General features: G+C 34.1%; 9 protein-coding genes and 1 other RNA gene. 1 reads left to right on the forward strand and 9 read right to left on the reverse strand.

Translation table 11 applies throughout. The features are described from left to right. Window positions 1–9 precede the first annotated feature (9 nt). The 3 genes from MHH98_RS15420 to MHH98_RS15430 all read right to left on the reverse strand — a co-directional run bounded on the left by MHH98_RS15420 (window position 10) and on the right by MHH98_RS15430 (window position 5,040). Window positions 10–1,164, reverse strand: coding sequence for a fused response regulator/phosphatase (locus MHH98_RS15420; RefSeq protein ID WP_340713196.1), 1,155 nt, complete (start codon window positions 1,162–1,164; stop codon window positions 10–12). 214 nt (window positions 1,165–1,378) lie between these two features. Next, window positions 1,379–2,215, reverse strand: a complete 837-nt coding sequence (locus tag MHH98_RS15425) for a CheR family methyltransferase (protein ID WP_051448850.1) — start codon at window positions 2,213–2,215, stop codon at window positions 1,379–1,381. A 26-nt stretch (window positions 2,216–2,241) separates the two neighbouring features. Further along, the gene (locus MHH98_RS15430) at window positions 2,242–5,040 is read right to left on the reverse strand and encodes a response regulator (RefSeq protein WP_038190523.1); all 2,799 of its coding nucleotides are present in this window, start codon (window positions 5,038–5,040) and stop codon (window positions 2,242–2,244) included. 412 nt (window positions 5,041–5,452) lie between these two features. On the opposite strand from MHH98_RS15430, the gene MHH98_RS15435 reads away from it, so the two are divergent. Beyond that, complete coding sequence (locus MHH98_RS15435; protein ID WP_340713198.1) at window positions 5,453–6,043, forward strand: peroxidase-related enzyme; 591 nt, start codon at window positions 5,453–5,455, stop codon at window positions 6,041–6,043. A gap of 77 nt (window positions 6,044–6,120) precedes the next feature. On the opposite strand, the gene MHH98_RS15440 is transcribed toward MHH98_RS15435, so the two are convergent. The 6 genes from MHH98_RS15440 to rnpB all read right to left on the reverse strand — a co-directional run bounded on the left by MHH98_RS15440 (window position 6,121) and on the right by rnpB (window position 14,155). After that, window positions 6,121–7,620, reverse strand: a complete 1,500-nt coding sequence (locus tag MHH98_RS15440) for a carboxypeptidase M32 (protein WP_038190526.1) — start codon at window positions 7,618–7,620, stop codon at window positions 6,121–6,123. 174 nt (window positions 7,621–7,794) lie between these two features. Then, window positions 7,795–9,693, reverse strand: a complete 1,899-nt coding sequence (locus tag MHH98_RS15445) for an ATP-dependent DNA helicase (protein ID WP_038190537.1) — start codon at window positions 9,691–9,693, stop codon at window positions 7,795–7,797. A 704-nt stretch (window positions 9,694–10,397) separates the two neighbouring features. Further along, window positions 10,398–10,598 carry a hypothetical protein gene (locus MHH98_RS15450; RefSeq protein WP_038190540.1) on the reverse strand — a complete coding sequence of 67 codons (201 nt, stop codon included), beginning with the start codon at window positions 10,596–10,598 and terminating at the stop codon, window positions 10,398–10,400. A gap of 210 nt (window positions 10,599–10,808) precedes the next feature. Further along, window positions 10,809–11,945, reverse strand: a complete 1,137-nt coding sequence (locus MHH98_RS15455) for a THUMP domain-containing class I SAM-dependent RNA methyltransferase (RefSeq protein ID WP_038190551.1) — start codon at window positions 11,943–11,945, stop codon at window positions 10,809–10,811. A 2-nt stretch (window positions 11,946–11,947) separates the two neighbouring features. Continuing rightward, complete coding sequence (locus MHH98_RS15460; RefSeq protein WP_038191187.1) at window positions 11,948–13,687, reverse strand: sensor domain-containing protein; 1,740 nt, start codon at window positions 13,685–13,687, stop codon at window positions 11,948–11,950. A 78-nt stretch (window positions 13,688–13,765) separates the two neighbouring features. Next, an RNA gene (rnpB, locus tag MHH98_RS15465) (RNase P RNA component class B) lies at window positions 13,766–14,155 on the reverse strand. Between the last annotated feature and the right edge of the window lie 61 nt (window positions 14,156–14,216).

Raw genomic sequence — 14,216 nt, forward strand, 5'->3', positions numbered from 1 at the left:
ACAACCAATTTAACATAAAGGACAACCTGCCTGAACTAAAACAACACACATATCATCAGGTTGGTCATGTTGTAATGCTTGAGGCATTACGATATCAATAGGTTCTATTACTTCACAATCTACCCAGCGCTCCGAAATGGCTTCTTTTATTGCATCCAACCCGTCAGTCTCTTCATTATCAAGAGATTCCATCACACCATCCGTAAAAATCAGAAGCTGAATTCTCTCATTGTAATGAACAATGTCTTTACTTATTTTCATTTCATTAAAAAAACCAACTGGACAAGATCCTTTCGAAAGGGATACGACTTTTGCATCATCAACATAGGCAAAACCAGGTGGGTGTCCTGCGTTAACGTACTCTACTGTTTTTTTATTCGTGTCAATAATCATATAAATGGCAGTAAAATAATAATGTACAGGATTTTCTTTTTTATTTAGTATGTTCATCCACCTGTTTAACTCAACGATAATTGCTTCTGGATCAGTATTCTTCCGAATGGCATCTCGCAATACAGAAGAAATATACATACATACTAGAGAAGCTGAGATACCGTGTCCCATCATATCTAAAATAATTACCCCGTATCGATTTTCATCTATGCGTTGCCAATAATACATATCACCTGCTAGTTTGTTTGCGGGAAAATATGAAGCCTTTATCATTAGTTGTTCATTGATGATGGGCTCACTTAATAAACTACTTTGTACTTGCATCGATAAATCTAGTTCGTCTCTGAGCTTTTTATCTTGTTCTTTATGCCAATCTTTTTCATACTTTAAACGTAGACCTACTCGAATTCTAGCAAGTAAATCTATTTTATTGATGGGCTTCATTATGTAATCTATTCCACCTACATCAAGTGCCTCAGCTACCTTATTCGAGTCTTCCAATGCCGTCACAAAAATCACAGGGATGTCCTTCAAATGAGGAATATTCTGCAAGCGTCGGCATGCTTCAATACCATCCATTTCCGGCATCATAATATCAAGAAGTATAATGTCTACATTGGTTTCTTTTGGATATTCTTGACCAGCCCCTAAATAGTCAAACATTTCATGGGCTGATGAAAGTGAATGGAAATCGTTATACCCTGCGCGTTTTAGTATATTTTCAACTAAGAAAAGGTTTATTTGGTTATCATCTACGATTAAAATCGTCATACTTTTAGTCCCCTTTAGCTTATGAATCCTACTCCGCCAATAAGTACTTAAAAATTCATGATATATATTAATCTAAATCTTGCTATTGTTTGGGGGAGCTTCTATTTTTGTGTACTTATAATCAGTTGTTTTAATTATACTATCCATTACCTTTTATACGGCTCCGCTAAACATTTTCTAAACAAACAAGGGCCGCTTATGCGACCCTGAGTTGTTATATTTTTCGATAAATATTCTCTTGACTTGCAATCTCCTTATATTTTTCGGAGAAAACAGATGAACGTAATGTTTCTTTACTACCTATACCGATAATACCATCGTGACAAAGGCTATCATAGAACAACTGATTTACACTATTTTGTAATTCACCTGTAAAATAAATCATGACGTTACGGCAAATAATAACATGAAACTCATTAAATGAGCCGTCTGTCACCAAATTATGTTGAAAGAATACAATATTTTTCAATAAAGCTGCATCTAAGTAGGCATTTTGATAATCAGTCGAATAATACTCTGAAAACTCTTGTTTACCACCTGCAGCCAAATAATTTTTGGTATATGATTGCATCTGATTTAATGGTAAAATACCTTCTTTAGCTTGTAATAGTACTTTTTCATTTATGTCTGTTGCATATATTTTCGTCTGATCATAAAGCCCTTCCTCTTTTAGTAATATGGCCATGGAAAAAACTTCTTCACCAGTTGAACAACCTGCATGCCATATACGTATTGTAGGAAATTCTTTAAGCAGTGGCACAACTTTTAATCGGAAAGCCTTGAAAAATTCTGGATCACGAAACATTTCCGTAACATGTATGGAAAAGTCATCTATTAACTTTTCGACAAACCCTTTTTCATATAAAACTTTTTCTATCAAAGAGCTAATTTTCTCCATCTTCTCTTGTCTCATTCGATTAATAATTCTTCTTTTAATCGAAGAACGCATATACTTTTGAAAGTCAAAGCCCGAAACACTATAAACAGCTTGAAGTAACAAATCAATTTCAATATTCTCTTTTTCTTCATTAGTTAATAAGTCTTTCACAATAATCCCCTTCTAGCCTGCTCGATTAATTACTTAGCCAACCATACACGAAGAACTGATAATAACTGATCAATTTTTAATGGCTTACTGATGTAATCTGATGCGCCGGCTTTTAAGCATTTTTCCCTATCGCCTTTCATCGCTTTTGCAGTAAGAGCGATGATTGGAAGCTCTTGATAAATTTCTTGGCTACGAATATTGCGCATCGTTTCATAACCATCCATAACAGGCATCATTATATCCATTAATACAGCATCTACAGAATTATTTTCTTTAAGAATTTCTAAACATTCAAATCCATTTTCAGCTGAAATAATCTCCATCCCTTGAGATTCTAAAGCATTTCTTAGTGCAAAAATATTTCGGTGATCATCATCCACAATAAGTACCGTCTTATTTGATAACATATTCTTGTTCGCTTGTGTTAGTTGCTGTTTTTCCGGATTTATTTGATCTGGTTCTATTTTTTCTGTAATAACATTATCATTTGTTGCTACAGTTAACACTGATGAATCCACTTCTTCATCATAAGGTACGTCAATACCACTAGGTAGGTTTGGTAATAATAAAGTAAAGACACTTCCTTTGCCTTCTTCACTATCGACAAAAACCCATCCTCCAAGTAATTTAGCGAATTCCTGACTGATAGATAAGCCTAAGCCAGTCCCGCCATATTTTCTCTCGGTTGCTCCATCACCTTGTTGAAATGCTTCAAAAATTATTTTTTGTTTTTCATTAGTAATACCTATTCCAGTATCTTTTACACTAATTTCAACCCATTCGTCCGTAATTTCGGTATGTGCCAACTTCGTAATATTTTCTTTTTCAGCATTTTTAATTTGAACTGAAATAGCACCTTCATGCGTAAATTTAAAGGCATTGGATAATAAGTTTTTCAAAATCTGTTGAAAACGTTGTTGGTCAGTAAAGAATATATTTGGTACATTTCCATCCTTTTCTACAGTAAAATTCAAACCCTTTTTGAGTGCTACATGATCAAAATTCTGATGTAATAATTCTGGAACTTCACTCATATTCATTTCATCAAATTGGACTTTTAATTTTCCTACTTCAACTTTTGATAAATCTAATATATCATTGATTAACTTCAATAGGTCTTGTCCTGATGAGTGAATGATTCTAGCAAACTCTTGTTGTTCTTCAGCCAAGCCATTTTCATCTGGGGTTTCTAACATCTCAGATAAAATTAAAATACTATTTAATGGCGTTCTTAACTCATGCGACATATTAGCCATGAATTCTGATTTGTATTTTGAACTTTTTCTTAGTTCTTCAGCATGTTCCTCTAGGTTGATTTTTGCTTCTTCAAGTTCCCGTGATTTTTCTTCAGCATCGTGAGTTCTCTCAGATAACTGTTCATTAATCATTCGCAATTCTTCTGCTTGAGATTGCAATTCTTCTGATTGTGCTTGTAACTCTTCTGACTGCGATTGTAATTCTTCTGACTGTGCTTGAAGCTCCTCTGTTTGAGCTTGTGATTCTTTTAATAATCGCTCAATTTCCATTCGACCTTGCACACTATTGATAGTAATACCTAGTGTCTCTAAAACACGTTGTAAGAAGTTTTGCTGTAGGTTAGTGAATGGTTCTAGACTTGCCATTTCCAATATACCTACGACTTCATCTTCAAAAATGACTGGCGTTATAATAATACTTTTAGGATTCACATTACCTAATCCAGTTGTAATAAATTGATAATTATCCGGTATATCAGTGATAATCTGTGATTTTTTTCCTATAGCACATTGTCCAATTAAACCTTCACCAATTTGAAACTCGCTTCTACCAGCATCATTGCCTTCACCAGCGAAGGAAGCAGTTTTAACAAAACGTGTATCTTCTCCTTGACCACGGCGGATATAAAATACACCAAAGGATGCGCCGACCATAGGTGCTAGTCTTGTAATTAATCGTTTACCTAACTCTTCTATGTCCACTATACGTTGATACATCGTTGCAATTTCTGCAAGACCCGTTTGCATCCAGTTCTGTTCACTAATTTTTTGAGTGAAATCTTTTTCTTTCTGATTATACTCTTCTAATGATCCGGCCATTTCGTTGAAAGAACTGGCAATTTCTCCAATTTCATCTTTCGTCTGAATCGTGATTCTTGGAATAGAAGATAAATTTTTAAAATTTATCTTTTGAATTACTTTTGTAATAGATTGAAGTTCCTTGGATGTGCTTCTAATCATCCAACTAAGTATAGTAGAAATTATTAAAATACTAAAAAATACAGCAAATATAGTAAATTTAATCATATCATTGTACGTTTGTTGAGAACTTTTCAAAGTATCATTCATAATACCCTCTTGATATTCCTTAAAATCATCAAGTGTAGATAACACTTCTAATCTCTTAGTTCTTTGTTCTTCCATCAATTCATTTAAATCTGCACTCGAACCGTTTGCCTTAATCAGTTGAATGATTTTAGACTCTGTATCGGTATAGGATGTATATTGCTTATCTAATTTTTTTAATAGTTGTTGTGACTGTGTTTGATTTGCACTAGTAGACAATTTAATAATATTTTCTGAAATAGAAGCATGATTGTCATTAATCGTTTGTAAACTTGTCTTAATATCCTTATTATCAGCATCGATTGCTGCATATAAAATTTCTCTGTCAGACCGTGAAAATAACTGACGGATATCCATCACAGTTTGCACTTTATAATAGCGATCCTCTACAATTTCAGTCATATTTGCTTTTAATTTATTTAAAGTAAATACCATTATTGATAATAAAACAATTAAAAAAAGCAATATTAAACCAAAACCTATAATTTGCCTTTTCTTAAAACTCATATTCTCTTCCCCCTTTTATTCAAATTAAGGAAGCTGGAAGCTACTGAAAAAATAGCTGTCGAATTCTAGCATAGTCCTCAAAATATCTCTATTATTATTTTATCATTTTTTTAGTTCATAGATAGATTAAAAGTCTATTACAATAGTTTTAAAAATTTCCTTCTAATATTTTCTAATTTAATAGAATGTTAATGCATATAATGCCAAATATCTACTTTCTTGGTTTGATTATAACTTATATCACAAATACTTTTTTGCCAGAAAGTATAAGTCTTAAACAATAAAACTTTCGATTATACATTTTTATGAATATTATTAAATTGTTTAGGTCTTTTATTTCAGTCAAAAAAGTTGTAATGTTATGAATATGAATTAATTGATTTTTCCAACAAATAAAAGGAGTGTTATTATGATGTCAAAATATACAGAACAACTCTCATATTTACAAAAACCTGATGAAAAGAATATTCCAGTTGAATTGCAAATAGAGTTTGACAAACATGTAGATTTTCAACAAGAGAATTGGGGCTTTATCAATAATTTATTCAAAATACTTCCATTAAACCCACTGCAATATAAAGGTTTTTTAGATTTCAAAAATACTATGTTTGATGAAAACACATGCTATTTGAGTAATTTAGATAAGGAAATGATGGGCTTGGTTGTATCCTCTACTAATAGCTGCGCTTATTGTTTAACAACACACAGTGATGCATTACGGGGTTTAACAGGAGATGCTAATTGGGTTGATCAACTCACTTATAACTATCGATCTGCAATATTAACAAAGAAACAACGCGCACTATGCGATTATGCATATTATGTTACTACTTATCCTCAAGAGACAACTCGACAACAAGTAGACCTGTTACGTTTAGCTGGCTTTAGCGACCATGAAATTTTGGAAGCTTCATTTATTGCTGGATTCTTTAATTTTACAAATCGTTGGGTAAGTACAATTGGTGCTGTACCAAATCCAGGGCATTATACTCATAATAGATAATCAAAAAGCCAAAGAGCAGTTTATATAAGCGCTCTTTGGCTTTTGTTAATATTAAATTGATTGGTGTGTAGACCGTTTTATAAGTTATATATTCGCGTATATTTTTCTTTTAAATAATCGGCTAAATACTGGGCATTTAAACCTTCACCAGTAGCTCCTTTTAATAGTTCAAAAGGTTTTTTAAGTGCACCATATTGATGTACTTTTTCTGTTAACCATTCGCGAATTGGAGTGAGATTACCTTCTGCCAAAAGTTCATCAAAGTTTGGAATATCTTGATCCATCGCATGTTTAAATTGAGCTGCATACATAAAACCAAGTGCATAAGATGGGAAATATCCAAAACTACCACCAGACCAATGCATATCTTGTAAGATTCCTTCTGCATCATTTTCTGGTGCAATACCCAAATACTCTTCGTATTTTGCATTCCATACTTTTGGTAGGTCCTCAACTTGTAAGTTTCCATTGAATAATTCTTTTTCAATTTCATATCGAATCATAATATGAAGTGGATATGTTAATTCATCAGCTTCAATTCGAATTAAAGAAGGTTGCGCTGCGTTAATTGCACGTAAAAACATTTCTAATGAAACATTTTCAAATTGTTTCGGAGAGTGTTTTTTCAACATCTCAAAATTATGAGACCAAAAGTTTTTATTGCGTCCTACAAAATTTTCAAAAAACAATGACTGAGATTCATGAATGCCCATTGAAGTTCCTGTGCTTAGTGGTAAACCATCTAATTCTGGCATGATATTTTGTTCATATAAAGCGTGTCCACATTCATGCACTGTACCAAGAAGTGCAGATCGAAAATCATGTTCATCATATTTTGTAGTTACGCGAATATCACCTCGGTTTAAACCAATCATAAACGGATGAACTGTTTCATCTAAACGACCTGCTTCAAAGTCGTAATCAAGTTGTTGTAAAATTTCTAAACAAGCTGCCTTTTGCCCTTCTTTTGGAAAGAAGTCAAATATGAAACTCGTATCTGGTTGATTAGGTGATGCGACAATTTTTTGAACTAATGGGAGAATAGTTTCCTTCAATTCTCCAAATACGCGGTCCAATATATCCGTTGTCATATCAGGTTCATATTGGTCCAATAATGTGTTGTATGGATTATTGTCCTTGATTCCCCAATAAGTAACGAACTTTTGTTGCGCTTCAATAATGCCTTTTAAATACGGTAAGAATAGACTGAAGTCTGATTTTTCTTTTGCTTGTTCCCAAACAGCTTCTGCTTTTGATTGGAGTACGACATATGCTTTATATTCATCTGCTGGGATTTTCTTATTTAAATCAAAAGCTTTTTGCGTTTCTTCATATGAACGACGGACAATTTCTGATAGTTCTTCTTTTTTTGTCGAAAGCTCTTGAAGTATTTCAGCTAATTCATCGGATGTTTGTAATCGGAATAGTTCTGACGAAATAGTACCTACAACTTCTGCTCGTTGCTCTAGCCCCTTTTTTGGTGCTCCAGTGCGCATATCCCAATAGATTACTGAAAGAGCTTCTTCATAATTATCGATTTTTTTTATGTAATTTAAAAAGCGTTGTTCTACTGACATTTTATTACCCCCTTATGTTCCTTCTATTTTATCACGAAAACCGAAGTAAATCAGTTGAAAAATTCTGTTTGTTATTTAGCAGAATATTCACGTCATTACACCCTAAAAAGTGCTAATAATTCTTCTCACATTCAAAAAAGCCAGCTCATTATATTTTGAGCTGACTTTTTCTTATTAGACTTCTGTAGCTTCGACTGCGAAAATCGGTTGTATTTTCTCTTTATGTTTGTATTCTTCTTCATTCAATAAAATATGAATGTCTCCGTGGTCTTTTGAAGTACGGATTAATCGCCCCATACCCTGCTGTAGTCGTAACAGCATGAATGGTAAATCAACCTCTTCAAAAGCATCGGTAGCAAATGAACGCTTTGCATCAAATAATGGATCATTTGGTGGGAAAGGTAAATCGAAAATTATCACACGCGTTAATGATTCCTCGGGTAAGTCTAAGCCTTCCCATAAATGATATGAGCATAGTACTTTTACTTCGTCCGCTTGGAAATCACGGATAAGTGACGATAGTTCGCGATCCCCTTCAAACGCAACATCTGCACGTAGTTCCTCAGCCAATTGCCCTTTAAATTTCTGCATCGCTTGTTTTGATTTAAATAAGATTAATGTTTTTTCATCATCTTGTAATAACTTTTCAACAGACGAAAGTTTCTCTTCTTGAGCTACTTTGTGCAATTGAATCTTCATAACTTCTTCATATTCAAATGGAGAAGAGACAGAGAATGATTGGAATTTGTTAATCCCTAAACTGTTTGCGATATATGAGAAATCTTTATTGATTGATAGAGTTGCTGATGAGAATACATAAGGTATTTTTTTCGAGAACAATTTTTCCTCGAGTACTTCTGTAATAAGTCTAGGCATGATGACAAGTGTCTCTTCACCATCTGTTTCCTCTAACCAGTCTACAGCATCTCCTTGCGCGATAAATATACGCATTGCAGCTTCGTATTGCTCTAAGAACTCCTCTACCATACGTAGCTCATATTCAGGAATGACATACATTTCTGATTCGAAAACAAACTCTTCAAGTAAAGATTCTACTGTATCAATCACTTTTTGACCAAGCTTTAGAAGTAAAGGAGATTTATTAATTCGTTTACGATCTTCATCCGATTCAATGACATCATCACGTAGTTGGTCAAAGAATAATTCATGACCATCTTGCAATTTTTCCATTGTATAAAGCGTTTTTTCTCGTAATCCATCAACCATTAACATATCTAGAAGCTTTACGATTGTATAATCTTGCACTTTGTAAGTCATCGCCTTTTGTGCAGCGTACTCAAGTAAGTGGCCTTCATCAAGTACAATCATGGATACTTCCGGTAGAAGTGCTAATTGTCCTTCACGTTCACGTGAATCTTTTGTAGCAATATGCTCCATCAAGAAATCTTGTGAACAGATGATTAAATCCGTTGCTTTACGGTAATCTGCACGATGTAGCGTTTGCCCACAGCGGTTGCGAAGATCACAAACCGAACACTGTTGAATCGAGTTGTAGTTGACTTTTTGCCAATCAACATCGCTAACATTTGGATAGTCACTACGTTGACCATATAAAGATAATGGTCCCTGGCCAAAGACGCCATCTGGTATCGTTTCTACGATATCATCTATATATTCACCGTCATGAAACTTTTCAGCCTCTTCAAAGCGTTTTAAACATAGGTATTGATCACGTGATTTTGCTAAACGCACATCAATATTTAAATCAAGATATTGCTGTAATTTATGAATATCGCCACCATCTTTAACGAGCTGGTCGATTAAAGTTTCATCTGCACATGCAATCAATGCTGGACGTCCAGTATAACGCGCATAAGAAATAGCTGGTAATAAGTATGCAATTGTTTTCCCAGTACCTACACCTGCTTCAGCAAATAGCACTGATTTTTCACGTAAAACTTTTTCAATTTGATAAGCCATAAAGATTTGCTCATCACGACATTCTAGACCCTTTTCAGGTAATTCATCATAAAGCATATCGCCCATCCAATCACCCAACGAGTCGAAGAATGATTTTTCTTTTGATAGAGCAAATGGTATTGCTTGTCTCATCTTGTTCCCCCTCGTACGTCAACGAAAATAAAATTATATTCAACTAAACGGTAATTGAAACCTTTGTTATTATAGCATTATTCTTAACTACCTTGTTAAATGCATGTATATGATTTAATTTTTTTTCAGTTTATGTGTTCAATTTGTGGTCATATCACGGTTATCATAGTGTTACCCAGAAAAAAGGAAATTAAACACCCAGAAATTGGTGCACCTAATATAATAGAAGAAACTCTGTTAAATTTATATGAAATTGGTTAACAAAACAGCATTCTATTTTCAATAATATAAAGAATGAGACAATGTTCTTTATTTACTTAACAAAAAATTATATTGGTTATTGTTAGCAATTATTCTACAATTTAAAATTAAATACATATCATATAACTCTTAGGTATAGAAAGTGATCTTAATTTGGGGGCTAGAGAAAATATGTGGAAATGATGTGGCATCAACATTGCGAAGAAAACGTTTTTCATTCTAACTCCATCTCTTTCCAATGGGATTTAGCATTATCTTATATTAGTAGTAAAAGTGTGAAATTATTCGGAGGGAAAAAGTATGCAGTTCAAGCATTCTAGTTTTCGATTTACGTTTTTGTATAATTATTTAAGAAGATATAAATTCATGTTATAAAAAAACACCCGCTTAGAGGTGTCTAATAACTTCAGCTAATTTAAACTCGATCTACAACATAAATAGCCTTAAATTACCCCTTTTTTGTTATCCATTTGCGAGGTTTTAGATTTTGCATATTGATTAAATTCTGCTAAGAATAAAGTTATTGCGAACATCAACAAAATAACTGGAAACATGAAATATTCCGATTCATAATTGGTAACACCCAAAAAAACAAATAACATAAACGATACACAAAGAGCTATAGTTCCAGATAAAAGCTTCATGAATCCTCCCCCTTTTCTAAACATTATATTCCATATTAAACCATAAAATTTATTGCAACAAGAAGAATATTTATTTAAATTAGATTTTCATGGAATATTATTTAGTTATAACCGAATTGAGTTAATTACTGACATGCCCAGATACGAGTTTGCTTTTTTCCAAAATCAAACCTAAAAAAACGGAATGGGATATCCCATTCCGTTTAAAATTTAGTTTCTCGGTGTACGTTGACCCCAGAATTGATAAAAATCAGTTCTGATAAACCCGTTGAATAATTTGCGTTTTTTTGTCGCTTTTCTGCCATAAAGTGTTTCAAAGTTTTCCATTGATGATAGCATGTAGACTGACCAAGATGGATACTTCGCCATATTGTCACCCATCTCACGAATCATTTGTTCAACCATTTCTATATCACCAATACGTTCACCATAAGGCGGGTTACCAATCATTACGCCATCAGTTGATAATGTAGTAAAGTCTTTTACTTGCATTTGTTTCCAAGTAATCAGGTCTGCAAAACCAGCTTCAACAGCATTACTTTTTGCAATTTGAACCATACGATGGTCAATGTCTGATCCAATAATTTCTAAAGGCTGATCGTAGTTTGCAACATCTTCTGCTTCCATACGAATATCATCCCAGATTTGTTGTTTCATCCAAGGCCATGCTTCTGAAATGAACTCACGGTTGTAACCAGGAGCCATATTTTGCCCAATCATTGCAGCTTCAAGTGCAATTGTACCTGAACCACAGAAAGGATCTACAAATGGACGATTTGGATTCCATTTAGAAATTTGAACAAGCGCTGCTGCTAACGTTTCTTTTAATGGTGCTTCACCTTGATCTAGTCTATACCCACGTTTGTGTAGGCCTGCTCCACTAGTATCAATTGTAAGTGTAGCCACATCTTTTAAAATTGAAATTTCAATTTTAAATTTCGGTCCAGTTTCTTCTAAGAAACCTAGACGTTTATAGTGGTATTTCATTCGTTCAACGATTGCTTTTTTTGTAATCGCTTGGCAATCAGGTACACTAAATAATTTAGATTTAACGGATTTACCTGTTACAGGGAATTCTGCATCTACCGGTAAAAATTTCTCCCAATTGATCGCTTTTACTCCCTCAAACAATTCATCAAATGTGCGAGCTGGAAACTCACCTGCAATAATTTTCACTCGGTCCGCTACACGTAACCAAAGATTCGTTTTTGCGATTGCCTTCTCGTCACCTTCAAAGTAAACTTTCCCGTTTTCTGTTGTTGTTTCAAATCCTAGGTCCTGAAGCTCTTGTGCGACAATTCCTTCTAACCCCATTGCTGCGGTTGCTACTAATCGAAATGTTGTCATTGTTATTTCCCTTCTAACTGTTCTAATTCCCAAAATTCTAGGAATTCGATAAATTCATCTAAAGGTAATGGCTTTGAGTAATAGTATCCTTGAATCATATCACAGCCCATTTTACGTAATAGCTGAACCTGTTCTCTTTGCTCTACTCCCTCAGCAATTACCTTCATATGTAAACGATGCGCCATCTGAATAATGGCATCTACTACTGCTTGTTTATCATCTAACGAACATATATGTTGTATAAAACTACGATCAATTTTTAAATAATTTAATGGAAACTGCACTAAATAGCTAAGAGAAGAATAGCCTGTTCCAAAATCATCTATTGACAGTTTAAAACCTAATTGCTTTAAGAGTACTAATTTTCGAATCGTTTCTTTTTCACTGTTCATAACCGTACGCTCAGTTAGCTCAATTTCAAAATAATGCGCAGGGCAATTATTTCTCTCTAATATTTGCATTATGGATTCAATGAAATTACTTTGATGAAAGTGAATACTCGATATATTCAATGCTATTGGCATATTTTTTATATTTTTTGATTTTAGTTTTAGATAGTCCTGGCATGCACGATTAATAATACATTCACTAATCGGAATTATTAAACCTGTTTCCTCCGCATAAGGGATAAATTCACCTGGTGAGACGAAGCCTAATTTTTCATTTTGCCAGCGTACTAAAGCTTCCACTCCTACGATTGCACCAGTTGTAACGGAAACTTTGGGTTGATAATGTAATTCGAAGCTGTCATTTTCTATAGCTTTTCGTAACTCGTTATCTAGGAGCAACACACGTTTGCTATCTGTTTGTAGTTCGTCAAAGTAAAAAGAAAATTGACCTCTGCCATTCTGCTTTGCAAAATACATTGCCTTATCAGCTTTGGTTAATAATACTTCCGTATCATCTCCATCATGCGGATAAATGCTAATTCCTATACTAGTGGACACATATAAATTCTGATCTTCAACCTTAAAGGGTTGTTCTAATAATTGGATGATCATTTCAGCCAAATGTACAGCTTCTCTAGGGTGATGGATATTCGTTAATGTAATAACAAATTCATCACCACCATATCTAGCTAAAATATCTTTATTTTTCAATAGTGATTGTATTCTTTGTACTACTTCTACTAACAAATTGTCACCAACTGCATGACCAAGTGTATCATTTATTTGCTTAAAGCGATCTAAATCTAAAAATAAAACAGCATGTTGATATAAGCGTGTAGAGGATGATTCTAGTAAAACTTTCATTCGCTCAGTATAGGCAAATCTATTTGAAACACCGGTTAATGAATCTGTCATTGCACGCTTTTCAAGTTCGTCTTCAACGTCCTTTTGTTCTGTTAGGTCGGAGAAAACACCGCAGTAGTTCGTAACTTCACCTTGCTCATTACGAACTTCCATGATTGATAGCCATTCTGGATAGACATCACCGGTTTTACGGCGATTACATATTTCACCTTGCCATTCACCTTTTGAGTATAGCTCGTTCCACATGCTTTTATAAAAATCACTGTCATGAATGCCCGATTGTAAGATAGCAGGGCTATGTCCAACAACTTCTTCTTTTTTGTAGCCCGTAACAAACTCAAAAGCTGGATTCACATTTATTATTTTCTTTTTTGGATCAGTTATCATGATTCCTTCAGAAATTGTTTCAAATACTTTTTGTATTAATTCGTCAGAATAGCTAGAAATAGTGTTTTGGTTAATAATCTTTTTAATAGATATTTTTTCCATATTTTTCACCATATTCCCAAAAGAAAGGCCCTCCAGGAACTGGAGAGCCTGACTGTTCATGTTTAACATCATTGAAAGTTCAATAAGCCATGTTTTGTGCCCGAGTACTCAAACGATTTACATCTCGTACAACCGGGTAGTAATCATCTATCTACGTGAGATGCAAGCATTCACGTCTCTCCATCCATTCATTTCCTTCAGGAGAGTGCCCCTACCATAATTTGGGTTTCTCACTCGTGGGGTTTACCTCGTTCCACCTGTTACGTTTCCGCACCAGCTTCGTCACTGTGGCACTTTCAGAGAGTTTCAACCATATCCTATAAAAGACTTAGGTTTTCCTCCCGCCGTCAGCCAAAAGACTGCCTTAGCTTATTTATTCACTAAGCACGAACACTACGGTCATCTCAGAACCGTGCGAGCATGGACTTTCCTCGACAATGTCAAGCATTGCAGCGATTACCCGAAAATTCATGATGATGTTTTTTATTATAATATAAAAACATATCTAACCCAATAGAACCAAAGACCT

The sequence above is a fragment of the Viridibacillus sp. FSL H8-0110 genome (genome assembly GCF_038003565.1).
GTDB classification, from domain to species: Bacteria; Bacillota; Bacilli; order Bacillales_A; family Planococcaceae; genus Viridibacillus; species Viridibacillus arenosi.